Source organism: Gilvirhabdus luticola, assembly GCF_040117515.1.
In the GTDB taxonomy this organism is placed as follows: Bacteria; Bacteroidota; Bacteroidia; order Flavobacteriales; family Flavobacteriaceae; genus Gilvirhabdus; species Gilvirhabdus luticola.
Map to the genome: position 1 here is coordinate 84,601 of NZ_JBEEEN010000008.1, position 25,144 is coordinate 109,744.

The 25,144-nt window shown below is 33.1% G+C and carries 18 protein-coding genes; 7 read left to right on the top strand and 11 right to left on the bottom strand.

Features of this window, described 5'->3' with window-relative positions; genetic code table 11:
• Positions 1 to 232 precede the first annotated feature (232 nt).
• Genes AAFP94_RS12805 through AAFP94_RS12815 form a run of 3 tightly spaced genes read right to left on the bottom strand, consistent with a single transcriptional unit; the run spans position 233 to position 2,397 of the window.
• The gene (locus AAFP94_RS12805; protein WP_316663134.1) at positions 233 to 1,087 is read right to left on the bottom strand and encodes a substrate-binding domain-containing protein; all 855 of its coding nucleotides are present in this window, start codon (positions 1,085 to 1,087) and stop codon (positions 233 to 235) included.
• A gap of 36 nt (positions 1,088 to 1,123) precedes the next feature.
• Positions 1,124 to 2,065, bottom strand: coding sequence for a DUF1835 domain-containing protein (locus AAFP94_RS12810; protein WP_316663135.1), 942 nt, complete (start codon positions 2,063 to 2,065; stop codon positions 1,124 to 1,126).
• A 2-nt stretch (positions 2,066 to 2,067) separates the two neighbouring features.
• The gene (locus AAFP94_RS12815; protein ID WP_316663136.1) at positions 2,068 to 2,397 is read right to left on the bottom strand and encodes a translation initiation factor; all 330 of its coding nucleotides are present in this window, start codon (positions 2,395 to 2,397) and stop codon (positions 2,068 to 2,070) included.
• A gap of 231 nt (positions 2,398 to 2,628) precedes the next feature.
• Between AAFP94_RS12815 and AAFP94_RS12820 the strand changes: the two genes are divergently transcribed.
• From AAFP94_RS12820 to AAFP94_RS12830, 3 genes are all read left to right on the top strand, one after another.
• Positions 2,629 to 4,548 carry an alpha-ketoacid dehydrogenase subunit alpha/beta gene (locus tag AAFP94_RS12820; protein WP_409628801.1) on the top strand — a complete coding sequence of 640 codons (1,920 nt, stop codon included), beginning with the start codon at positions 2,629 to 2,631 and terminating at the stop codon, positions 4,546 to 4,548.
• Positions 4,549 to 4,615: 67 nt separating this feature from the next.
• On the top strand, positions 4,616 to 7,876 hold the full coding sequence (locus tag AAFP94_RS12825) for a VPS10 domain-containing protein (protein ID WP_316663138.1): 3,261 nt from the start codon (positions 4,616 to 4,618) through the stop codon (positions 7,874 to 7,876).
• Positions 7,877 to 8,028: 152 nt separating this feature from the next.
• Positions 8,029 to 8,508 (top strand): Hsp20/alpha crystallin family protein, encoded by a 480-nt coding sequence (locus tag AAFP94_RS12830; protein ID WP_316663139.1) that lies wholly within the window; start codon positions 8,029 to 8,031, stop codon positions 8,506 to 8,508.
• A 46-nt stretch (positions 8,509 to 8,554) separates the two neighbouring features.
• Here AAFP94_RS12830 and AAFP94_RS12835 read toward each other — a convergent pair whose 3' ends face one another.
• Positions 8,555 to 9,850: a dipeptidase gene (locus AAFP94_RS12835; protein WP_316663140.1), complete on the bottom strand. Its 1,296-nt coding sequence runs from the start codon at positions 9,848 to 9,850 to the stop codon at positions 8,555 to 8,557.
• 93 nt (positions 9,851 to 9,943) lie between these two features.
• Between AAFP94_RS12835 and AAFP94_RS12840 the strand changes: the two genes are divergently transcribed.
• On the top strand, positions 9,944 to 10,339 hold the full coding sequence (locus tag AAFP94_RS12840; RefSeq protein WP_409628748.1) for a 3D domain-containing protein: 396 nt from the start codon (positions 9,944 to 9,946) through the stop codon (positions 10,337 to 10,339).
• 33 nt (positions 10,340 to 10,372) lie between these two features.
• Here AAFP94_RS12840 and AAFP94_RS12845 read toward each other — a convergent pair whose 3' ends face one another.
• Positions 10,373 to 10,510: a hypothetical protein gene (locus tag AAFP94_RS12845; RefSeq protein WP_316663142.1), complete on the bottom strand. Its 138-nt coding sequence runs from the start codon at positions 10,508 to 10,510 to the stop codon at positions 10,373 to 10,375.
• A 529-nt stretch (positions 10,511 to 11,039) separates the two neighbouring features.
• Between AAFP94_RS12845 and AAFP94_RS12850 the strand changes: the two genes are divergently transcribed.
• Positions 11,040 to 11,723, top strand: coding sequence for a hypothetical protein (locus AAFP94_RS12850; protein ID WP_316663143.1), 684 nt, complete (start codon positions 11,040 to 11,042; stop codon positions 11,721 to 11,723).
• Between the two features lie 73 nt (positions 11,724 to 11,796).
• Here the strand turns inward: AAFP94_RS12850 and AAFP94_RS12855 are convergent, their stop codons facing one another.
• Positions 11,797 to 14,013: an APC family permease gene (locus tag AAFP94_RS12855; RefSeq protein WP_316663144.1), complete on the bottom strand. Its 2,217-nt coding sequence runs from the start codon at positions 14,011 to 14,013 to the stop codon at positions 11,797 to 11,799.
• Positions 14,014 to 14,427: 414 nt separating this feature from the next.
• Here AAFP94_RS12855 and AAFP94_RS12860 point away from each other — a divergent pair, with 414 nt between their 5' ends.
• Complete coding sequence (locus AAFP94_RS12860; RefSeq protein WP_316663145.1) at positions 14,428 to 15,333, top strand: DUF6268 family outer membrane beta-barrel protein; 906 nt, start codon at positions 14,428 to 14,430, stop codon at positions 15,331 to 15,333.
• 12 nt (positions 15,334 to 15,345) lie between these two features.
• On the opposite strand, the gene AAFP94_RS12865 is transcribed toward AAFP94_RS12860, so the two are convergent.
• From AAFP94_RS12865 to ppdK, 5 genes are all read right to left on the bottom strand, one after another.
• Entirely contained in the window at positions 15,346 to 16,107 is a 762-nt protein-coding gene (locus tag AAFP94_RS12865; RefSeq protein ID WP_316663146.1) for a CPBP family intramembrane glutamic endopeptidase, read from the bottom strand.
• A gap of 85 nt (positions 16,108 to 16,192) precedes the next feature.
• Entirely contained in the window at positions 16,193 to 17,266 is a 1,074-nt protein-coding gene (locus tag AAFP94_RS12870) for a helix-turn-helix domain-containing protein (RefSeq protein WP_316663147.1), read from the bottom strand.
• Between the two features lie 273 nt (positions 17,267 to 17,539).
• A complete protein-coding gene (locus tag AAFP94_RS12875) occupies positions 17,540 to 18,271 on the bottom strand; it encodes an NAD(P)-dependent oxidoreductase (RefSeq protein WP_316663148.1) in 732 nt (243 codons plus the stop codon).
• A gap of 98 nt (positions 18,272 to 18,369) precedes the next feature.
• Positions 18,370 to 21,636, bottom strand: coding sequence for a glycosyl hydrolase (locus tag AAFP94_RS12880; protein WP_316663149.1), 3,267 nt, complete (start codon positions 21,634 to 21,636; stop codon positions 18,370 to 18,372).
• 206 nt (positions 21,637 to 21,842) lie between these two features.
• Positions 21,843 to 24,575, bottom strand: coding sequence for a pyruvate, phosphate dikinase (ppdK, locus tag AAFP94_RS12885; protein ID WP_316663150.1), 2,733 nt, complete (start codon positions 24,573 to 24,575; stop codon positions 21,843 to 21,845).
• 296 nt (positions 24,576 to 24,871) lie between these two features.
• Between ppdK and AAFP94_RS12890 the strand changes: the two genes are divergently transcribed.
• Entirely contained in the window at positions 24,872 to 25,144 is a 273-nt protein-coding gene (locus AAFP94_RS12890) for a hypothetical protein (protein ID WP_316663151.1), read from the top strand.

Consider the following 25,144-nt stretch of genomic DNA (forward strand, 5'->3'; position numbering starts at 1 on the left):
ACGCTTTGTTGTCTTGTTGCAACTGAACATAAGTAGTAAGAAGTTAATTGCTATCAATACTGTAAGTACAATAGTAATTGTTAATATCATTTGCGATTTGGTTTGGTTCACAATTTTTTAAATATACGAATATATTGTTATTTAAAAAGTAAAATTCAAAATTTTGTTAACACCATGTTAACATTTTAAGTATTAATTAATTGTTATTCAGAATATTATCATTCTATTTATCTCATATATTTACAAAAATATCGTGATATTTTAAGGTGCTTTTTATGATCTTTACTTCTAAAAGTTTTTGCTGAATTGTGCTAAAAGTTAATTCGTCAATATTATGTTGAGACCATTCTGTAAGGCTTAACCACTGCTGTACATCTTCCAATTGTTGGCCATATCTGTTGGAAATTGTTTTGTCTATACTTGGAATATTTTTAAATTCTATGGTTGTATTATTGATAATATTTAAAATACTTTTTAATTCTTTAAAGTTGTTATTTAAGGCCTTTTCGGTTACGGCAATAACAAAGCATGGCCAAGGTGTTGGACAATTTCCTATACGTCTAAAAATGTGATCATCAACCAATGGTTTTGTGGTAAATTTTTCCCATAAAAAGTAATCTGCTTTGCCAGATGTGAGCACTTCTACAGCGCCATCGAGATTATTAACAATTTCAAAATTAAGGTCTTTGTCTATGTTCCATTGATGATTTTCTGCATTAATGTAAGCCATAAGGTGCGATCCCGAGCCAAAACGACTTATGGCAGCTTTTTGACCACGAATATCTTCAATAGTCTTGTAATTAGAATCTTGTGCCACGTGTATTCCCCAAATAAGTGGTGATTGAACAAATGTTTGTACGATTTTAGATGGATTACCTTCTACAATGTCTTTTATGATACCTTCCGTAAGGATAACTGCAAGGTCAATATCATTATTTCGAAGCGCTTTGCACATGGCACCTGTTCCTTCAGCATAATCCTGCCAACGAAGATTAATTCCTTCTTTCTTGTATTCACCATTTTTGAGTGTTAAATACCAAGCCAAATTAAAATGTTCTGGAACACCTCCAATTTTAATAGTAGTCATTTACAGAAATTAGTTTGATTTTTAAACTTAAGAATTTTAATTGGGGTTCAAAATGGTTTTTATAAGTTTATTTTGGTCTTTATTAAATTGGAAATCTAATTTATTGATGCCTCCAAATTTAATGTTGTCATTAATTTCAGAAGAAAAATTATGATGTCCTAAAAGTGCTTCATGACCTTTTCTATTCAATTTAATAGAATCTTCGGTTTCTGTAAAGAAAATTGACAGCTTATCTATAATCCTATCCAATTGCAAATCACCAAATCCATAATAACCTTGATAATTTAATGCGTAGCCCAATAGATGATGTCTTGATTTTATTTCCTTTTCATGAATGATTTTTAGAATATTTTCTTCCAAACCACAAAGCCCATTTTTAGAGCTTGGAAAGCGTTCCAAATGTGCTTTAAGACAACTACTCATATACTTGAAAGAAGATTTTTTTAAAATGTATGGCTTTAATAAGTTGTGATCTTTACCACAATACGTTTTCCATAAGGTTACTGCCAAATCTAAATCTGCATCGGTAAGTTTCACACGATTCCGATAATGTTTAAGAAGTTGGTCTGGTTTTAACTCCGATAAACCTTTTAATTCTGTTTCGCCTTTAATCCTTCCACTACAGACCAAATATAAAGGGAGTTGTATGTTTTTTTGCTTTAAAAGACTAACAACACCTAAAAGGTTTATATGGCAAAATAAATCGTATTCAAACCATAAAATAATTTCAGAATATTTTTCTGCACAATCAAGCTTTTTGAGTTCTTGCCTATATTCAATTTCATCGATTTCTATATTATAGGTTGCGTTCAAAAATGTCTTTCTTCTATTTAAAAAATCTTCAGAATCTACACGCACAACCACTGGGCCTTCACAAAGCATTTCTTCCCAAGTCAAAATTTCTCCTTTAAAATCAAGCTCTTTTAAATAATCAGTAAGGCTACTTCCATTAGTAATATGAAGAATTTTCTTTTCCATAATTAATTACCAACTCGTTTAACAGCAAAACCTTTTTTCTTAAGAATTTGCATTATTTTATCTCTATAGTCACCTTGTATAATGATTTTATCATCCTTATAGCTTCCGCCAACACTTAATTTTGTTTTAAGCTCTTTTGCCAAAGCTTTAAAGTCATCAGTAGCACCTGTGTAACCTTCTAAAATAGTTATGGGTTTTCCTTTGCGTTTTTCATATTTGCACACAATAGGTTCGTCCTGCATCCAAATATTGTTATCAATATCTTCATTAATTTCTTCGTTGCTTATTACATGATCTGGGAACAAATTTTTTAGCTGGTCATGTAAATCCATAAGAAATGGTTTTATAAACTATCGAAATAATTCATTAACGCTGAAAAACAAATGTATAAAAAACATTACAGAAAATATGTAGAGATTTTAAGAAATCGTTAATTTTTTGGCTCTTAATTTATATATATTTGATAAATTCATTTTATGAGTACCAATACATCATTTGAAAATAATTTCAACTATTCTCAATACAACCTAAACACTTCTGTATTAGTAGATTTGTATAAAAACATGCTTCTTTCTAGATTGATTGAGGAGAAAATGTTAATTCTTTTACGGCAAGGAAAAATTAGCAAATGGTTTTCTGGTATTGGGCAAGAGTCCATTTCAGTCGGTGTCACTATGGCTTTAAATTTGGAAGAGTATATTTTGCCAATGCACAGAAACTTGGGCGTTTTTACAACAAGACATATTCCTTTATACAGGTTGTTTTGCCAGTGGCAAGGAAAAGCAAGTGGTTTTACGAAAGGAAGGGATCGTTCTTTTCATTTTGGAACACAAGATTATAAGATAGTTGGGATGATATCTCATTTGGGACCTCAATTAGGAGTTGCCAATGGAATTGCTTTAGCCTCCAAACTGAACAACAAACATCAAGTCACAGCTGTATTTACAGGCGAAGGAGGAACTAGTGAAGGCGATTTTCATGAGGCATTAAATATAGCTTCTGTGTGGCAGCTTCCTGTTTTGTTTTGTATAGAGAACAATGGTTATGGGCTTTCTACACCAGCAAGCGAACAATATAATTGTGAACATATTGCTGATAAAGCCTTGGGTTATGGTATGGAAGCACATATTATTGATGGCAATAACATTATAGAAGTATATTCCAAAGTTAGTGAGATAGCTAAAAACATTCGTGAAAATCCGCGACCAGTTTTATTAGAGTTTAAAACTTTTAGAATGCGTGGTCATGAAGAAGCAAGCGGTACAAAATATGTCCCTCAAGATTTAATGGATTTCTGGGCAAAAAAAGATCCTGTTATAAATTTTCAAGCTTATTTAAGAGAGCATCATATTTTAAGTGAAGGAGAAGAAGTGAAAATTAAGGCTGATATTATTCATGAAATAAATGATCATTTAGATAAAGCTTATGCCGAAGATGAGATATTACCTGATTTAATTAATGAGTTAAATGATGTTTACAAACCATTTAAATATCAAGAATTTAAAGCAAATGGAGGGTTTAAAGAAATAAGATTTATTGATGCCGTTTCAGAGAGCTTAAGACAATCTATGGAGCAGCATTCAGATTTGGTAATTATGGGACAAGATATCGCAGAATATGGCGGTGTTTTTAAAATTACCGAAGGCTTTGTTGAATTATTTGGAAAAGAACGGGTACGAAATACGCCTATTTGTGAGTCTGGTATTGTAGAAGCTGCTATGGGTTTGTCTATTGCTGGGATTAAAAGTGTCGTAGAGATGCAATTTGCCGATTTTGTTTCTTCAGGATTTAACCCTATTGTCAACTATCTTGCAAAATCTCATTACAGATGGAATCAAGAAGCCGATGTGGTAATTAGAATGCCTTGTGGTGCAGGCGTTGGAGCAGGACCTTTCCATTCTCAAACCAATGAAGCTTGGTTCACAAAAACACCAGGTTTAAAGGTGGTATATCCAGCATTCCCTTATGATGCTAAAGGTTTATTGGCCACATCTATCAATGATCCTAACCCAGTTTTATTTTTTGAACATAAAGCTTTATATAGAAATATTAGGCAAAATGTGCCAACAGATTACTATACTTTACCACTTGGTAAAGCATCACTTTTAAAAGAAGGAAATGATATAAGCATTGTAGCTTTTGGAGCAGCTGTACATTGGGCAATTGAAGTATTAGACACAAATAACCATATTAATGCAGATCTTATTGATTTAAGAACGCTTCAACCATTAGATACTGAAACTATTTTTAGTTCAGCTAAAAAAACTGGAAAAGTGATTATTCTACAAGAAGACTCCTTGTTTGGTGGAATTGCAAGCGATATATCTTCTTTAATTATGGAAAATTGTTTTGAATATCTGGATGCACCTGTTAAACGAGTCGCTAGTCTTGAAACACCTATCCCTTTTGCTAGTCAATTAGAAAATCAATATTTATCCAAAAGCAGATTTGAAAAAGAATTGATAGAATTATTAGAATACTAGCACTATATTTTAAAAATAATTTATCTTGTAGCATCAAGAATTTTTAACTCTTAACTATAGCCAATCAATGAAAAAACATATTAATCCCTCCATTATTGCCCTCTCATTTTTTCTTCTTATTTTTTCTTTAAAAGCCCAAACCAAAGATTCCGATACTATTTTTAATGGTTTTAAGTTTAGAAGCCTTGGACCAGCCTTAACATCAGGAAGAATAGCAGATATTGCAATCCATCCAGAAGATGAAAATATTTGGTATGTTGCAGTAGGTTCAGGAGGTGTTTGGAAAACAGAAAATTCGGGGACAACTTGGACACCGATATTTGATAAGCAGTCAAGCTATTCTATTGGGTGTATAACTGTGGATTCAAATAGTCCAAATATTATCTGGGTAGGGACTGGTGAAAATGTTGGAGGCCGTCATGTTGGATTTGGTGATGGGATTTACAAAAGTGAAGACGATGGTAAAACATGGAAAAACTTGGGTTTACAGAATTCAGAACATATTTCAAAAATTATAGTGCATCCAGAAGACTCAGATATTATTTGGGTTGCAGTACAAGGTCCGCTTTGGAATTCTGGAGGAGAAAGAGGTTTTTATAAATCTATTGATGGTGGTGCCACTTGGAGAAAAACTCTGGGAGATGAAGTCTGGACAGGTGTTACAGATATAATTCTTGATTTTAATAATCCTGATATCTTGTACGCGGCTACTTGGGATAGACACAGAACTGTTGCTGCTTATATAGGTGGAGGCCCAGGTTCAGGAATACATAAAAGTACAGATGGAGGAGAAACTTGGAAAAAATTATCCGAAGGCATCCCAAAATCTAACCTAGGAAAGATTGGTTTAGCGATTTCACCTTTTGATAGTGATGTCCTTTATGCTGCCATTGAATTGGATAGAAAAAAAGGTGGTGTTTTTATGAGTACTAATAAAGGTGAATCATGGAGTAAACAATCTGATGCGGTATCTGGTGGTACAGGACCTCACTATTATCAAGAATTATATGCATCACCACATCAGGAAGGAACCTTATATCTCATGAGTAATTTTGCTCAAATATCATTGGATCATGGTAAAACATTCACTCAAATGAACGAAAATGAAAAGCATGTTGACAACCATGCTTTAGTTTTTAAAGAATCCGATCCAAATTATTTGATGTTTGGAACAGATGGTGGTTTGTATGAAACTTTTGATTTAACCAAGAATTGGCGATTTATAAGCAATTTACCAGTAACACAATATTATAAAGTGGCTGTTGATGATTCTGCTCCTTTCTATAACATTTATGGAGGTACTCAAGACAATGGTTCTCATGGAGGCCCATCACGTACTATAAGTGAAACAGGTATCACTAATGCTGATTGGTGGATTACTTTAGGTGCAGATGGTCATCAATCTGCTGTAGAACCTGGTAATCCAAATATTACCTATGGAGAGTATCAAGAAGGCTGGTTATTTAGAATTGATCAGACTACTGGAGAAACTGTATTTATTCAACCACAACCGAGAGAAGGAGAGCCTTATGAACGTTTTAATTGGGATGCGCCAATTTTAGTGAGTCCACACAAGCCAACTCGATTATATTTTGCATCACAACGTGTTTGGAAATCTGAAAATAGAGGAGATGAATGGACACCTATTTCAAAAGATCTAACTAAAAATCAAAATAGAATAGAATTACCAATAATGGGTAAACAGCAAAGTTGGGACAATGCTTGGGATATAGATGCTATGTCTAATTATAATACGATTACATCATTAGCTGAATCACCTAAACAAGAAGGATTGCTTTATGCCGGAACTGATGATGGTATTATTCAAGTATCTGAAAATGGTGGTGAAACATGGCAAAAAATTCAAGTCGGTTCAATTTCTGGAATTCCTGATACAGCTTTTGTAAATGATATAAGAGCAGATCTTTTTGATGCTTCAACGGTTTATGCTGCTTTAGACAATCATAAATATGGAGATTTTAATCCTTATTTGATAAAAAGTATGGACAAAGGTAGAACCTGGTCATCAATTAATGGAGATCTTCCAAAGAAACTCTTGACATGGCGTTTAGTTCAGGATCATGTTAATAAAGATCTTCTTTTTGCAGCAACAGAATATGGTGTATATATTACTTTTAATGGTGGCAAAAACTGGAAACAGCTTAAAGGTGGAATTCCAACTATTTCTATTAGAGATATTACGATTCAGCGCAGAGAAGACGATCTAGTTGCTGCATCTTTTGGTAGAGGTTTTTATGTATTGGATGATATCTCTGCATTGAGAGAATATGGAGCAATCAAATATAAAGAAGACCCTATTTTATTTAAGGTCAAGCCAACTTATTGGTATTTTCAAAAAGATGCAATTTATGGACAAGGTGATAATCAATATGCAGCAAAGAATCCTCCGTTTGGTGCTAACTTTACTTATTATTTACCCGAAAAAATACAATCTCTAAAATCACAGAGAAAAGAAACAGAAAAATTAAATAAAAAGAATAATACTAATGTCAATTTTCCAGGCTGGAAAGAATTGGAAAAGGAAACTCATCAAGAAGAACCCGTTATTATATTAACGATAAAAGATAGTGATGGTAAGGTAGTAAATACCGTTGGAGGAACAAACATTAAAGGATTTAATAGAGTGAATTGGGAATTAAGTTATCCAGAACACCATGATGGAGTTAAACTAATAAAGCCTGCTAAAGTTGATAGCCCTTGGTCTAACAATTCTATTTTAGCAACTCCAGGAGATTACAGTGTAACCCTATCACAGCGTGTAGATGGAAAAACAACGCAATTGGGTTCAACCCAACAATTTAAAGTCATTCCTTTAAAACAAGGTGCTTTAAAAGGAGCGTCGTATGACGAAATAAAAAAATTCACCAGAGATTTTCAAGTGTTCCAGGATGAGTTAGTTTCTACAAAAACGACTTTATCTAATAAACTGTTATTAATTGATGCCATGAAACGTGCCGCAGAAAAATCATTGAATTCAACAGATGAATTGTTTGAAAAAATACATAACACAAGAATGAATTTACTTGCTTTAGATAAAGAATTAACCGGTGATAAAGTGAAGGCTGAAATAGGAGAGAAGTTTAACCCAACACCAGAAATCGGAAATACTTTAGGTACCTACGCTGTTCAAAATTCTTATGGCCCAACACCAAACCATAAAATGGCCGTAGAGAGAGCTCAAAATCAATTAAAAGGTATTAAATCAAAACTAAAGACAATCATAGAACGCGATATTTCTCAAATTGAAAATGAACTGGAAAAATCAGGTGCTCCATGGATTGAAGGCCAAGGTCTCATAAAAAATTAAGTTTAATATTATTATGTCTAAATGTCTGTTTTAAAGTTGTTTGTGTTGTAATTTTGTCAGTTGTCCTGAAATATTTTCAGATTTTTTGAATTGGTATTTTTTTTGTTATATATAAGTTGAAAAATTGATTGTTTAACTTAAAAAATATAATTATGAGTACTTTAATTCCAACTTTGAGAAATGGTAGTAAAAAAACTTTAGATACAAGTTTTAATGCTCTACCTAGCTTACCATCTTGGTTTGATGACATTCTTGGTAAAAGTTTTGGTAATGAGTTTATGTCTAACTTTAATACAGGTATAACTTTACCGGCTGTAAATGTTATAGATTCTGCAAATGAATTTGTAGTAGAAATGGCAGTGCCAGGATTGAAAAAAACTGATTTTGAGATTAGCATTGATAATCATGTTCTTGCAATTGGTGTTGAGAAAAAAATGGAAAACAACGAAGAATTAGAGAACTACACCAGAAGAGAATTTGGTTATTCTTCATTCAAACGTACATTTGCTATTCCAGAATCTGTAGATGTTGATAAAATTTCTGCATCTTACAATGATGGTATAATGAAAGTCTTACTTCCTAAAAGAGAAGAGGCAAAGAAAAAACCATTAAGAAATATTAAAATTTCTTAAGTATTTTAGGAATGCAAAAAGAAAGAGAGCAAATTCGCTCTCTTTTTTATTTTAAAGTATTAGCAATTGCCTGAACTTCGTCTAAAACACGAAGCAAATTACCGCTCCAGAGTTTATTTATGTCTTCTTCTGAATAGCCTCTTTTAACCAATTCTAGAGTAACATTAAAGGTTTCTGAAGCATCATTCCAGCCTTTAATACCGCCGCCGCCGTCAAAATCACTACTGATACCTACATGGTCGATTCCAATTTTTTCTACCATATAATCAATATGATCAACGAGGTCAGATACGCTCACAGCTGGAGGAAAACCGTCTAATTCTTCAACCTTTTTGTCTGCAATTGCAATGATTTCTCTCTTTTTGGCAACGTAATCAATTAACTCGTTTTCTATTAAATTTTCTTGCATATTTTCCCAAGTTTCGTACCATGGCAATCCTAAAGAATCTGCAACTTGCATTCTAACAGTCATCATTTTAGCATTTCTGGTATCATTTTTCTTTTTATCTAAAAACTGATCCAATGCTACCGCTTGTACAACACCACCATTCTGTTTCATCCATCCAAGTTGTTCATCATCTAGGTTTCTACTAACATCATTCAAAGCTCTTGCCGAAGAATGAGAAGCTATGATTGGCGCTTTGGTTATTTCGAGCATTTGTCTCATTGCTTCTTTAGATGGATGAGACACATCTATCATGATACCATATTTGTTCATTTCTTTAATAACTTCTTTACCAAAGTCACTTAAACCGTTATGCAGCCAGACATTATTCTCTTCACCATTGTTGCTATCGCTCAATTGGTTATGACCTTGATGAGCCAAAGACATATAACGACCACCTAATTCATAAAACTCTTTTACTCTATTAATATCCAAGCCAACAGGATAGCCGTTCTCAATGCCTATCATGGCAACCAATTTTCCTGATGCATGAATTCGCTTAACATCATCAGATGTTGTTGCTAATTCGATCTGATCAGGAGCATATTGCTCTGTCAACTTATGTATAGCTTCAAATTTTGACAATGCATTATCATAAGCTTTAGCAAAACCTTCATCTGTTAAAGAATCCTGAGCTGTAAAAACAATAAACCAAGCCACATCAAGTCCACCTTTTTTCATTTTAGGCAAATTAACTTGGGTCTGTAAGTTTTGAGAATAATTTACGGAATCAGTAAAGTTAATTACATCAATATCGCAGTGTGTATCAAGTACAATTACATTTTTATGGATGCTCTTTGCTTTTTCTATGAGCTGTGAATCGGTCATCTTTTCTGTAGTTTCCTTGCAAGAAATGATTAGCATTATAGAAAAAAAAATACTATAAAATCTTTTCATGAATTAATGGATTAATAATGCATCGAATATACAAAAAGGTATGGAGGAAAAGTGAGCTGCTATAAAAATAGTATTTTAGTAAAAACTTATAGTATGTTTCGTGTCACTAAATTTTTCTTGATATTATTTTTTTTGGCGAGTTGTTCGACTAATAATTATAACTGGCATGCTATAGAGGTTACTGCTACAGCCTATAATTCTATTGCATACCAGACAAGTTCAAATCCATTTATAACAGCTTTTGGCGATAGCTTAATTCCAGGGAAAAAATATATTGCCGTATCAAGAGATTTATTATCACTTGGTCTGAAACACAATACACCTGTGAAAATTGAAGGTTTTGAAGGTGTCTTTTTGGTTAAGGACAAGATGAACAAGCGTTGGACAAAAAGAATTGATATTTATATGGGACAAGATGTTCAAAAAGCCAAAGAATGGGGAAAACGTAAAGTGACCATTACTTACGGCGTCCTAAAAAAAGACCAGTAAAATTTACTGGTCTTGTCATTTTAAAAGGTGCTATTAATGTAGGTATCGTTTTATTCCTGTCCAAATTTCATTCTCGGTATTACTCCTATGAAAAATTTCTGATCTGTTGCCTATTGTATTGTTCTTAATAACACCATTTAAGCATCTGGTCATTTTTAGCGTTGTGCTCATGATGTTCGTATTTTAATTGATTAATTCAATGTTTCTAATTATCTGAAACGTCTTTTACTGTTCCAAGCATAACTCTTACTATTTGGTAATGTGCTTGTTAATTGATTGTTGTCTAAAGTTCTCATTGTGTTTGATTTTAATTGATTGATGATTTTTTTTGTTTATCTAAAACGTCTCTTACTATTCCAGTTATAACTTTTTGTAGTGATTAAAGTTCCAGATATTTGATTGTTGTTTAAAGTTCTCATTTTGTTTTTATTTTAATTGTTATACTAGATAGACGACCATTTAACATTTTTGTTACAGTACTTTGTATAACATAGTAATAAATTAACATATTTTAACAAATTGTGCTAGAGTAGAAGAAACTAAAATAAATATAATTTACTATATTACAATCACTTACATAATTTATTACAGTTTGTGAATTAGGGTATAGTTTTTGATTTATTGTGATAATAATAACTTAATAACCATAATAAATAAATATATTTGCTTTAAATTGTTGTCAAAAGAAATTGCTTTTAGTGTGAAGTACCTACTTTTTTTCATATTAATTTTTTTTGTATTCATTGATGCTTCTGCACAATTGGATAGCCAAAATAATTCTACCGTTATTCCTGCCGAAGAAAATAAAGATGCCAATACTCCTGCATTAGATATTAAACCTTTAAATAATGATGGTTTAAGCGATCTTAAGAAAGATGACAAGGTTAATGGTTTATCAGTGCCAGCCAATAATGATCTTGTTATTGATAAAAATGACTTCTCTATGTTTGATGAAGAAAAGTTTGCAAATCCAGCAGAATTGTTCGATAAGCAACTACGAAAAAACCTGAAAATGCCTAATGATATTGAAACCAAACAATATGGTAGTACAACCAATCAATTTTTAGGGGATTTTACAACCAAAGCTTTATACATTAAAGTAGTATATAGAGATCATGAATATTTTGATGGAGACCGAATAAGAGTTTTTGTAAATGATGATGTCTATCAATCCAACATACTGCTAGAAAGTGACTATAAAGGTTTTAAACTTGATTTGGTTGAAGGTTTCAATAAAATAGATTTTCAGGCTTTAAATCAGGGAACTTCTGGACCTAATACTGCAGAATTTCAAGTTGTTGATGATGCCGGTAATATTATTTCTTCCAATAGATGGAATCTTGCCACAGGTGTAAAGGCCAGTATTATGATCATTAAAGAATAACTTATACTTTATTTATTGTTACCAGATTCCTTCAGCAATGTTAATTAAATTGAGATATTTTTAAATATTTAGGCTAGTCCTTTGTTAAACTAAAAATTACAGGGATATCGTTTTCCATACCATTATTCTGTGTAAACACAACCACTTTTAGATTTGCTACAATACGTTCCATTATATGGGTGCGCTTCTCAAAATTATCAACATCTCTTGCGAGTCCGCAAAAAACAATATCGGCCTTCCTACTTTTATCTATTAGGGTACCTAAAACATCTTCACTGTCTTTAATTAGAACATTAATTTCTGCATCAATGCGTGCCTCATGAATAGAAAATTGAATTAGAGCCTCTAATGTCCTTTTTTCTTCTTTAGTATTAGCTACCGATAAAATATTGATCACAGCCTTCTTCCATTTTCTATTTAACCTTATCAAATAGGAGAGTAGGAGCATTAAGTCACCATTTCTATCTTCACCACGCCACCAAATATCAATACGTTTATTGGAGCGCTCTGAAAATGGTTTGTTAATATGTGCGATTAATATATTCTTTCCAGAAGCTGCAATATTATTAACGATTTGAAGCTCTTGAATTTTGCCTTCTAAAGTACTAGACCAGCCAAATACCACGGTATTTGTTTTTATACCTGCAATACCATGTGAGGCTGCAACCTGAAACATCCCATGTTTTAAATCATTAACTACGTTAACTTCAGTTAAAGCTTGTAATCCTTCTTTTTCTAATTCCTTTTGCATTTCAAAAGCAATCCGATTACGCCTTTTTAATTCCTGTTTATCTTCAAAAGTAACGAGTTTAGAAATGGTTAATAATCCACTATTTTGCCCTAGCATTTCCATTAATTTTATCAAGGGCATGTGTCCTTTCAATTCATTTACAAATAGGATAATTATAGGACGCCAGTTTCTGCTATGTACATTTTTAGAATTCAACCGAAGTAAAGCATATCTTCCCATGTGCATCCAAATACCTGTAGCTGCATCGCCCCATTGTTGCTCTAGTTTTTTGCTAATTAAATAGATGAGAATAACAGCTTCAAGACCCAAAGCAAAAATAAAAGCCAGCGGATTAATTAACCACATCACAACCATAGCGGCTATGGCACCTAAAAGTGATACAAACCATGGTACATGTATTTTTGGTCGATACGATGGTTCCTTAATGAGTTGTTCGATTGCTGCACTTACATTAACTGCCACATAAAGGGTTAAAAATAAAACTGATACATATTGAGCAATTGTATTTAAACCGCCAAGAAATACGGCTGCAATAGCAATTATTCCACTAATCCAAGTAGCTATAGTTGGTTGCCCAGATTTAGATAACTTGGATAAAAACTTTGGCATTAAACCATCCATAGATAACGCTTGAAGAATTCTTGGTCCACCCAAAATACTTCCAAATGCTGATGACAGAACAGCGCCCCAAACAGCCGGATAAACAATCCAAGGTCCAAAAACAGCTATACGCGTCCAAATAGTTACGCCAGCATTGGGATCTGCCATTTGCTCTAAAGTTAGTATTGCGGTAATTGATAAAACTAGTGGAATAATAAGATAAATGGCCGCTCCAGAAATTACTGCAGCTAATGTGCCTTTAGGAATTGATTTTTTTGGGTCAATCAAATCGCCACTCATACCAATTCCAGCAGTAAACCCTGTAACGGCTGGAAAAAATACAGCAAACACGTACCAAAAACCTTCAGGTGCTGTTTGATAGGTTGCCCTTGTAACAGGAGAATGAATATCATGACTTAACACACCAATAATTAAAGCTAGAATGGATAGTCCAACAATAATCATAATTGGAATTTGAGATTTTAAAACGAGTTTTGCACTTTTGCCAGATAGTACAGTAACAAGAACAATAAAAGCAATAGTTAAACCCTGTAAAGCATAAGAAGGTAAGACGCCTTGACTTTCTGGCCATAGCACTATAATAGCTTCAGAAAGACCATAACAATAGAAAGTTACACTTAAAGTTCTACACAAATATAACGGAATACCAATAGCGCCACCAGCTTCTAAACCTAAACTTCGTGAAATCATATAATATTCACCACCAACGCCAACCTTAATATTGGTGGCTATAGCAGAAGCGCTTAAGCCAGTTATAAACGTTATAGAACTGGCCATTAAAACAATAGTAATTGTTTTAAGGAGACCTACATTTCCAACAACCCAACCAAACCTTAAGTACATAATTAGACCAAGAATGGTCAATATACTAGGCGTATAAACACCTAGAAATGTTCCAAATTTATGTGGCTTGCTCATTCGATGCTAATTATTTTATCTGCTTCTGTTAAAGATAAAACAAAATTGAATAGGGTTTTTTAAATAATATAGGATGGTTTTTTTTCTACGATTTTTTGTACAATTAATGTCTACATTATAAACATGTTTGTCCTTGCTATTTATACGTTATAAAAGTTGAAATTATTAAAGAAGAAATAAATGATTTGATATGTTACTTAAAGTTCTATTTCTTTTATTAAACCAATTGAAGTAGAGTTGAGATAAAATATTCTATTTTACATAATATAAATTATAGTACATCTATGGATAATTCAACTAAAAGTGTATTTATAATATATTTGACATACTTATAGATATAATAACACATTGTTTTTATCTTTTTAAAGAGTCTACAAATAAACTTTGTATCTTACAACTCAATTACATATATGTATGGTTAAATATGTTTTGAGTGTTTTATTTTGTTGCCTTTTTTTGCAAGGAATCTCTCAAAACTATTTTGATATTGCAAAATTATCATATACCAATACACCACCAAACGATTTTGACGTTTCGAATGAGAAAACTACTGTTGAAGAATTAGCGTTAGAACTTAACTTTCCCATTTTAATTAATGAAAAAACAATTTTACTTACTGGGCTATTTGCCAATAAAACTAGCGTGAAACTAAATGCAAACATGCCTAGTACCAACTTAAATGTTGTTGGAATAAATTTTGGTGTTAATAAGACCTTTAATGACAAATGGTCTGCCACCGTTATGGCTTTTACTAAAATTGCTTCAGATAAAATTAAGCTCTCAAGCGGTAACTTTCAACTTGGATTATTATCATTATTCACAAATACAAAACAAAGTGATCTGAAATACAGATATGGTGTGTATGCCAATACTGAAATGTATGGATTAATTATAGTTCCAATTTTCGGTTTATATTATGTGAGTAATAATAAGAAATTTGAAGCTAATTTGAATTTGCCCATTATTGGGGATATCAATTATAGAATGAGTAATAATATTTGGTTAGGAATGCGGTTTGATGGTCTTGGCACTACCTATAATTTAAGTGATCAGAGTTATAGTGAAAATGGTGCTTACGTTTCTAAAACTTCTAATGAGCTGGTGAGCTATTTAAGGTTAAAATTGAGTAAATCACTCTATCTAAATACTAACATTGGCTATGCTATTAGCAGAAGTTATAAAGTATTTGATTCTGAAGACAAAGTAGATTTTGCATTAAGTGGTCTATATTTTGGAGATGACAGAACCCAACTAAATGAAAATTTTAAAGATGGTGTTCTTTTTAAAGTTGAATTGATGTATAGACTTCATTTTGATTAATTTTAAATAAACTTAACTTAAATACAATTGCACCATCAATATCGTATCCATATAGACATGCGCCAGAATTAAAACCCAGATTCTTTTATTAAGATATAAATAACTCATTCCCAATGCCAGTCCCATAAAGCTGGTTTGAACAATGCCCATTGGACCCCAACTATAATGAGCAAAACCAAAAACTATAGCACTAATAATTACAACTATAATTCTTCCTGATTTACTTGATAGGCCCAATTCTGAAATCCTATTTATTAAAAAAGCTCTATAAATTACTTCTTCGCCAAATGACGCCACGATATAAACACCAAATAATGTTAACATGAGCATCCCTAAATTGTCCTTTAAATAATCATAATTACTCATATTAGAACCTTCAGGAATGCCTGTAATATTGGCCATAATGACGGATCCAATAATGAAACCAGTGACTGCCAAAATAAAGACTATAATAGATTGTAGAACTGTTTTAAACCCAATCTTCCACGTCAACTTTTGAAGGCTTAATCCAAAATGACTTAAGCCTTCGCCACGTAATTTAATGCCTGTAAAAACCAATGTGAGCATAGCAATATTTGCAAGCCATATGATTGTCTGATTATAGACAAGGTCTGTCGGGTCGTCAGAAACGAAGATCACTACAATTAAAAATGCGACTAGAAATACTGAAAGTATTTCTATAATTTTAGCCAGCTTATTTGTTTTTAGTGTCTGCCCAAGTTTTCTAAAAAAAGGGTGTTCTGGTGCTTTCTTGAAATGGTTTTCTAATAACATGTTTATATTATTTTGATTGATTTACAATGCAATAGTATAGCATATATCTATAAGAATCGTTCGAAATCAGGAAGTCGAACCTTTTTTACAATGAATTTTTAAATTGTGTAGGTGTTTGATTGGTAAACTTTTTAAAGGCCGTATTAAAAGAAGATTTTGAATTAAAACCAGAATCATACATCACTTCTTGTATGGTCAACTTTTTATCGGCTTGATTCTCGAAAAGTGATTTTGCTGCTTCTACCCGATACCTATTCACAAAATCGAAAAAGTTACAAGCATAGCCTTCATTAATGACCTGCGATAAGGTTTTAGATGGAATCTCTATTTCGGTTGACAAATCTGTTATGCTTAATTCACTATCCAAAAAGCGTTCTTGCCCTTTCATATAGCTATCTAGTCTCGTCATATATGTTTTTAATTCAGCTTCAGATAATCGTGATCCAGCATATTTTTCTTTATAGTCAGCTTGAGTTATCGCTCCACTGTCATTAGAAGATTGATTTAACAGTTTCAACAAAATTGAATTGATAAAGTAAAACATCGACAGAACCAATAACAACATCGTCATAAATAATCCGTTTTGAGCACCAACAGCAAGAATTATTGAATGAAATAAGGATAACCCAAATAGTATAATAAAGGAATTAAGAACAAATTTTAGTAGCTTGAAATTATCTTGATTGAATGTTGAATATAAATCTTTTGTTTTTCCAATTACTTTTTTGATTTCTAGTTTAGATCTAAATAAATAATAAAAAATATGAGCCAAAATGAATAATTCTCCAAATCGAAAATAGACAGGCATTCGATGATTATTCATTTGATCTGTTGCTTGAGAAATGGTATGAGCATCTACAAAGAAAAAGATTCCTAAAACAAAACAAACAGCTATAATAAAAGGGATAAAATGAAGATAACTTTTCTTTAGTAATTTATAATTTTTAAATACGACCGATTGGGTAAAGAGATATAGTAAGGGTCCATAAGCAAACATAAAAGTATCATCAACATACAGGAGTTGTGGGATCCTAATTTCTACTCGAAACACATTAAAATACAGTGCAACAACACTTACGAAAATCATAAAGAAAACCACAGCCAATAGCTTATTGCTTAAGGCTTTTCCTTTTTTGCTTTGAAATAAAAAAAGCGACATAAACAGAAATTGAAACCCTAAAACATAAAATAATATTTTTAACACACTAATGTCCATCTATAAAATTATGATAATTAATTGGTCTAAAGCTATTAAAATAAACATAGTAGTTGACAAAAGTTAAAAGACAATTTAATATCGAAAGTCATTTAAACCAAGTAAATCAAAATCAGTTTTAGAATGTGATAAGACTAGATACAGCTTTTCCAACCTAACTGCACGACTAAATCTTACGATATCCTTATAAGACTTCTATAATTTTATGTTAAAAATTTAATCTAGATGTGATTTGCTGTAAATGACTGGCATCTGTCCTTTCCATGCATTCCAAAGCTTATTATCGTTAATTAGACTTGCCATAAAGTGCGCCACATTGATGCGACTTACTTTACCAGCATTAAAAATAGCACTTCTAGTTGGTGAAGGATGTATTTCATAATCGGTAACTCTGTCTTCATTAATTAAACCATCTGGTCTTACTGCAACCCATTCAATAAAATTATTGTTTTGACCAATTTGTGTTCGTAAATAATCTGCTGCCTTTTCATTATCTACATGAGGTGGTAACAATAAACGAAGCAACCCAATTACACCTTTTTGAGCAAAAGAAATGGGTTCGTTTAAGTCACGATTTCGATTGCCTGTAGTGTTCATTAATACATATTTTGTTGAACTTTGCAAATCATTTGATTGTATAGCTTTGCATAAGCGTCGTGCGGCATCTGTTACAAGTCTTCTAGGTTGCCCATAAATACCTTTAAATGTTAAATTATGTCCAAGACAAGACGCAACGGCCTGACAATCATGTACAATATTCTTCAATTCGGCATCACTCAATTCTAAAACACTTGCAGTAATAATTTGCAGATTATCATTGGTTTTCCAAGAATCTGGTAACTTTTTTGGAGACCTTACGATTACTTTTACTTTATGGTTTTGATTCAAAAGTTGCTGAACTAATTTACTTCCTGTTGCTCCACTAGCACCTACTACTAAAACTGTCATACTATTTAAACTTGTAAAATGAATGTTACGCTATTATAGACGTTTTATTTATAAAATTGTTTCACTTTAAGAGCTACTTTTTATTGCATTGTTTACCATTAGTTTTTATTTTCAAAACCACGATTTGGCGTGTAGCCAGAACCTGCTTTGTATAGCTTCTCCTCCAGCGTTTTCATGTTTACATTATAGAGAGTCTCTACTCTTTTCTTAATAACATCTATTTCTCTTTTGGCAATTACATAGCTATCCAAATGTGTTTTTGTTGGCGACGATGTTGTATATTTTTGCTCATAACTCATATTGCCAATTCTAGCTGATGGCGATTTTGGCTGATCAATATCCAGTTTGGTTTTTACCGGATCTCCATTTAATGCAATGGTAACGTCATTAATTTTATCTTCAATATCAACAGTCATATTGTGCAACTCTGCAAAAGGCTGTTCTGATCGTTCTATTGCAGATTTTATATGCTTTAGTTTATCATTCATTTCGGTTAACATTGTATTGCATGCTCCTAGATCTGCCACCAGTTGTGCGACTTGCTTTTGGAAAGCCACTTTTGCCTCTCTATTATCAGCTGGCATCACGGTATTATTTAACGCTTTTATGTTAAACGAAACCGGACCATATAAATGAGTTGAATTTCCGTTATTAAATAATAGCATGTCTATAGTATAGGTTCCCGGTTGTACCAGTGTACCTTCATCTTTTGGTTCCCAAGGATTGTAAAATGAAGGTTTTTCTAAATTAATTGGATTAGGAAGCGTATATCTTAAATTCCAATGAAAACGTTGAACGCCTTTTGTTGGTTTTTTAAATTCTTTTTTAACGACTCTACCACCGGCATCTTTTATGGTAAAAATTAATTTGGGTTCTTTTTCATTGGTTTCAGATTTATACTCGTTGTAATTTGGATATGGTGCATCCTTTTTGTTCTTAATGAGGTCTTTCTCTACTTCAATTCTTTTCTCTTTAATTGATTTATAAGATTCATCATAGTAATATGTAAAAATGGCTTCTGGTCCTAAATTGGTTGCCGTAAAGAAATTATCACCTTGAAAAGATTTTCCTGGTAAGCCTAATGGCAGACTGGGTTCCCAGATTAGAGCCTCTCGTATAGGATAAACAATAGCCTTTTCTGAAGGATATGAATTTTCTATATTTCGTAATGCAGAATAATCATCAAGTATGTAAAAGCCTCTTCCGAAAGTGCCTAATACCAAATCGTTTTCTCGCTCCTGTATAGCAATATCTCTAACTGCTATTGTTGGTAATCCAGACGCAAGTTCTCTCCATCTATTTCCTTTGTTAGGTGAAAAGTAAGCTCCGTATTCGGTGCCACAAAAAATTAAGCCCTTATCAATGTGATCCTCTTCTATGGAGTAAACACTTCCTTTTGGTAAGTTATTACTTATGCTTGCCCAAGTCTTGCCTTTATCGTTCGACCTGAAAATATAAGGTTTGAAATCTCCATATTTATGATGGTTAAATGCTGCATACACAACATTGGCATCGTGCTTTGAAAGATATACTGCATTGACATAGGATTGTTTGGGTGCTCCAGGAATGTTATCAATTTTTCTCCACGATTGTCCTCCATTTTCTGTAATATGAATAAGCCCGTCATCGGTACCAATGGCCAATAAACTTTCATCAAGTGACGATTCTGACAAAGCCACAATATTTCCATATAGTGATGTAGACCCGTTTTTCATTACGGCATCAATACTCACAATGCGATCATATACTTTGAGTTTATTTCTGTCTAATTGACGTGTTAGATCTTCGCTAATAACTTCCCAACTGTTGCCATAATCATCAGACCTAAAGACTTTATTGGCAGCAAAATACAATCTCCCTGAAGCATGCTTACTAGCAACCAATGGCGAGTCCCAATTGAATCGATAAGCATCTTCTCCTTCTCTTTCGGTAGGTTGAATACCTACAATCTCTCCGCTTTGCTTATCAAATCTCACTAAAAATCCGTTTTGAGCTTGTGCATAAACAATGTTTGGGTTTTCAGGATCGATTTGAGATTCAAAACCATCACCTCCATTCGTGATAAACCAATCAAAATTAGTAATTCCATGATTTGTCATTACTCTTGACGGACCGCCAATACTAAAATTATCTTGTGTTCCTCCATAAACATTATAAAATGGATAATCGTTATCTACGGCTACTTTATAAAATTGTGTTACAGGAATATTCTCTTTATAATCCCAAGTTTTAGCAGCATCATAAGTCTCATAAATTCCTCCGTCACAACCAACTAACCAATGCTTATTGTTGTTTGGGTCTATCCACATACAATGATTATCCACATGTTTAAAGACTTCTCCTACTTTTTCAAAAGTTTTTCCGCCGTCATGTGAAACAGACATCCATGTATCCATAGAATATAGCGTGTTCGGATCTATTGGGTCGGCAATAATTTCCTGATAATAATTACCACTGGTGACATGGTCGCCTCGTTTTTCCCATGAAGCACCTCTATTTGTTGATGCAAAAACACCGCTTTTGCTATCAGCAGCTTCAACAATGGCATAAATAATTTCTGGATTTGCAGGTGAAATAGCTAGCCCTATCCTACCCAGTTCTACTTCGGGTAGTCCTTGATGTATTTTAGTCCATGTAGCGCCTCCATCTGTACTTTTATGTATTCCTGAACCAGGTCCTCCACCGACATAGGTATAGACATGTCGTCTTCTTTGTAATGTTGAAGCATATAGAACATTAGAATCTCTTGGATCCATTACTATATCATTCACTCCTGTGTGTTCATCAATTGTTAAAATGGCTCGCCATGTTTCACCTCCATCTTCAGTTTTGTACAAGCTACGATCTCCACCCTTGCTCCATAGTGGTCCAATAGCAGCTACATACACTATATTTGAATTTTCAGGATGCACAATAATTTTTCCAATATGTTCTGACATATTTAGACCCATGTGCTTCCAGGTTTCACCACCATCCAAGGATTTATAAACACCATCACCATAAGCTACAGATCTTTGATTATTATTTTCACCTGTTCCAACCCAAATTATATTACTATTATTAGGGTCCATTGTGATGCAACCAATTGAGTATGACCCTTCTTCATCAAAAATAGGTTTATATGTTACACCAGAATTAACCGTTTTCCATACACCACCTGATGAAGAAGCGACATAATATTCAAATGGATTGTTTGGATTTATGGCAATGTCTGAAATTCGACCAGAAGTTAATGATGGGCCAATACTTCTCCAAGTTAATCCAGAAATATCTATTGAATCTAAAGGTTTTATAGCTTCTTGAGCTTGTAATAATGATGTGTTTATTAGGAATAAAAATAGAAGGGAAACGAGTATCTGTTTCATGAATAAGAATATTTATTAATGAGTAAATTTATTTGCCGAAAGATAAAATTAATTTACTGTTTAGCCTGATAGCTGTGCGATTTTCTTATTTAAAAGTTAAATACTTTATGTAATGAAAATAAAGAATCAAATTGAAAATATAAAAAACAGACCACTGGTTATTTTGGCCAATGGTCTGTTAAGGTTGAATTAATTGCTATTATCGGTTAGTTCAATTTACTTTTAATAACAGCTTGTGCTGATGCCAGGCGAGCAATTGGTACTCTAAATGGTGAACAGCTTACGTAGTCCATGCCAATATTATAACAGAACTCTACAGAATTTGGTTCCCCTCCATGTTCTCCACAAATTCCGACTTTAAGTTTTGGTTTGGTACTTCTACCTCGCTCTGTACCCATTTGTATCAATTGACCAACACCTTCTTGGTCTAATACTTCAAAAGGATCAACTTTTAAAATGCCTTTTTCTAGATATACTGGTAAGAATTTACCAGCATCGTCACGAGAATAGCCAAAGGTCATTTGAGTCAAATCATTAGTTCCAAATGAGAAGAAATCGGCATGTTTCGCGATCTCGTTAGCCATTAAGGCTGCACGAGGAATTTCGATCATGGTACCAATAGAATACTCTACCTTATCGTTTCTTTCTCTAAATACTTTTTTAGCAGTAGTACGAATGATTTCTTCTTGGAGCATAAACTCTTCTACAGTACCAACTAAAGGCACCATAATTTCTGGTTTACTTTTAATTCCTTTAGCCTTTAAATTTAAGGCCGCTTCAATGATAGCTCTTGCTTGCATTTCAGTAATTTCTGGATACGTATTACCCAATCTACAACCTCTATGACCAAGCATTGGATTGAATTCCTGCAATTCGGCCACTTTATTTTTAACTGCTTGTAATGAAATGTGCATATCTTCTGCCAAATCTTTTTGAGTAGTCAATTGATGAGGTACAAACTCATGTAATGGAGGATCTAATAACCTAACAGTTACAGGAAGTCCGTCCATAGCTTCAAAGATACCTTCAAAATCACTTCGTTGCATCGGTAATAATTGAGCCAATGCTTGCTTTCTACCTTTAACAGTATCAGCCATAATCATTTCACGCATGGCTTGAATTCGGTCTACTTCAAAGAACATATGCTCTGTACGTGTTAAGCCTATACCTTTTGCACCAAAATTACGTGCCACTTTGGCATCGTTTGGTGTATCCGCATTGGCACGAACATTCATGGTTGCGTATTTATTGGTCAATTCCATAAGTTCCGCAAACTCGCCACTTAATTCAGGCTCAACTGTAGCCACTTTGCCATCAATGATATTACCTGTAGAACCGTTTAGAGAGATCCAATCGCCTTCATGGAATTCTTTACCATCTACAGTTAATGTTCGTGCTTTATAATTGATTTTTAATGCTCCTGCTCCAGACACACAGCATTTACCCATACCTCTAGCAACCACTGCAGCATGAGAGGTCATACCACCTCTAGCTGTTAAAATACCTTTCGCAATGTTCATTCCTTCAAGGTCTTCTGGAGAAGTTTCTATACGAGTAAGAATAGCATTTTTAAATTTATAAGCTTCGTCAGCAAAAAATACAATTTGTCCTGTAGCTGCGCCAGGAGAAGCTGGTAAACCTTGTGCAATTATATGAGCAGTCTTTAAAGCATCTTGGTCAAAAACTGGATGTAATAATTCGTCTAATTTGTTAGGTTCCATTCTTACCAATGCTTCTTCTTCAGAAATTAATCCTTTTTTAAATAAATCGATCGCTATTTTAACCATAGCTGCACCAGTACGTTTACCGTTTCTTGTTTGAAGTATCCATAATTTACCATCTTGAATTGTGAATTCCATATCCTGCATATCTCGATAATGCTTTTCGAGTTTTTCCTGATAATCGTTTAATTCTGAAAACAATTTTGGCATAATCTCTTCAAGTGAAGGATATTTTTCCAATCGCTCCTCCTCTTCTACTCTTGCTAGTTTTGCCCAACGTTGAGAACCTAACTTGGTTATTTGCTGTGGAGTTCTTACTCCTGCTACAACATCTTCCCCTTGCGCATTAACTAAATATTCTCCATTAAATACGTTTTCACCTGTACCTGCGTCTCTGGTAAAGCATACACCTGTAGCAGAATTCTCTCCCATATTTCCATAAACCATAGCTTGAACATTAACAGCTGTTCCCCAATCTGCTGGATAACCATGCATGTTTCTGTAATACACTGCACGATTTCCATTCCAACTATTGAATACAGCAAAAATTGCTCCCCAAAGTTGGTCCCAAGGATCTGTTGGAAAATGACGTCCTGTACGTTTTTTTACTGCATCTTTAAAATCATAAACTAAATCTTGCAAGTCTTGTACGGAAAATTCTGTATCTAACTGAATGCCTCTTTTTTCTTTAAGATGCTCCATAATTTCCTCAAACGGATCTATATCGTCTTTAGACTTTGGTTTCATACCAAGTACAACACCTCCATACATTTGAATAAAACGACGATAAGAATCCCAAGCAAAGCGTTTATTGTTTGTTTTTTTAGCAAGACCTATAACTACCTCGTCATTTAATCCTAGATTCAATACAGTGTCCATCATCCCAGGCATCGAGACTCGAGCCCCAGAACGCACGGAAATTAATAGAGGATTTTCTTTATCACCAAATACCGTACCCATAATATCTTCTATATTCGCAATGGCTTTTTCGACTTCTTCTTTAATCTTTTTAAGCACTGAAGCTTTACCCAACAGGTTGTACTCGGTACAAACTTCTGTGGTAATGGTGAATCCTGGAGGCACGGGAATACCAATTGCACTCATTTCTGCGAGGTTCGCACCTTTTCCACCTAAAAGGTTTTTCATAGTACTATTACCATCTGCTGTTTTATTTCCAAATTTATAAACCCTAGTTTTGGTTTCTTCAAGTAATTCCATAATAAAGAAATTTTAATTATATCATATTTTAATGAGTATAAAGCTATTGAATAACCAATAGCTATCTTATGATAAAAATCATGTTTTTAGATTGACTTTTAGGGACTTTGAGAAATTTGATACCTAAACTAATTTATTTAGGTCTATGAACATTAAAATTTTATCGATTAATGGGTTTTGACTTTCCGTTTATCGAATATTATTGAGGTTTGTCAAACTATTTTGAAGCTGTTTCAAGCAATGTTTACCTTATTACTAATTAACTATGAAACCCAAATCATTAAAACCTATTTAATATGGACGCAAATCTTTCTTTATTCAATCAGATTAACAGCTTGTCATATTGGTTCTTACTGGAAAGCAATTACAAGAGTATTGTAGTATTAGACGCTGAAAAAGACACATACTTTATTAATATTAAAAAAGGAAAACAACCACTTTATACCCATTGCATTAATCATTTTAGTAAAAAGAACAAAAATTTCCTGAAGTTTGAATTAATCGCTATAGTGAATAGTCTACTACATATTAAGGATACCATAATGAGCAGAAGACCAGAAAGTGCGTGA

Coding starts and splice junctions, on each gene's coding strand:
- AAFP94_RS12805 (WP_316663134.1), bottom strand. CDS start 1,087: ATGACTACTATTAAAATTGGAGGTGTTCCAGAACATTTTAATTTGGCT.
- AAFP94_RS12810 (WP_316663135.1), bottom strand. CDS start 2,065: ATGGAAAAGAAAATTCTTCATATTACTAATGGAAGTAGCCTTACTGAT.
- AAFP94_RS12815 (WP_316663136.1), bottom strand. CDS start 2,397: ATGGATTTACATGACCAGCTAAAAAATTTGTTCCCAGATCATGTAATA.
- AAFP94_RS12820 (WP_409628801.1), top strand. CDS start 2,629: ATGCTTCTTTCTAGATTGATTGAGGAGAAAATGTTAATTCTTTTACGG.
- AAFP94_RS12825 (WP_316663138.1), top strand. CDS start 4,616: ATGAAAAAACATATTAATCCCTCCATTATTGCCCTCTCATTTTTTCTT.
- AAFP94_RS12830 (WP_316663139.1), top strand. CDS start 8,029: ATGAGTACTTTAATTCCAACTTTGAGAAATGGTAGTAAAAAAACTTTA.
- AAFP94_RS12835 (WP_316663140.1), bottom strand. CDS start 9,850: ATGAAAAGATTTTATAGTATTTTTTTTTCTATAATGCTAATCATTTCT.
- AAFP94_RS12840 (WP_409628748.1), top strand. CDS start 9,944: ATGTTTCGTGTCACTAAATTTTTCTTGATATTATTTTTTTTGGCGAGT.
- AAFP94_RS12845 (WP_316663142.1), bottom strand. CDS start 10,510: ATGAGCACAACGCTAAAAATGACCAGATGCTTAAATGGTGTTATTAAG.
- AAFP94_RS12855 (WP_316663144.1), bottom strand. CDS start 14,013: ATGAGCAAGCCACATAAATTTGGAACATTTCTAGGTGTTTATACGCCT.
- AAFP94_RS12860 (WP_316663145.1), top strand. CDS start 14,428: ATGGTTAAATATGTTTTGAGTGTTTTATTTTGTTGCCTTTTTTTGCAA.
- AAFP94_RS12865 (WP_316663146.1), bottom strand. CDS start 16,107: ATGTTATTAGAAAACCATTTCAAGAAAGCACCAGAACACCCTTTTTTT.
- AAFP94_RS12870 (WP_316663147.1), bottom strand. CDS start 17,266: ATGTCGCTTTTTTTATTTCAAAGCAAAAAAGGAAAAGCCTTAAGCAAT.
- AAFP94_RS12875 (WP_316663148.1), bottom strand. CDS start 18,271: ATGACAGTTTTAGTAGTAGGTGCTAGTGGAGCAACAGGAAGTAAATTA.
- AAFP94_RS12880 (WP_316663149.1), bottom strand. CDS start 21,636: ATGAAACAGATACTCGTTTCCCTTCTATTTTTATTCCTAATAAACACA.
- ppdK (WP_316663150.1), bottom strand. CDS start 24,575: ATGGAATTACTTGAAGAAACCAAAACTAGGGTTTATAAATTTGGAAAT.
- AAFP94_RS12890 (WP_316663151.1), top strand. CDS start 24,872: ATGGACGCAAATCTTTCTTTATTCAATCAGATTAACAGCTTGTCATAT.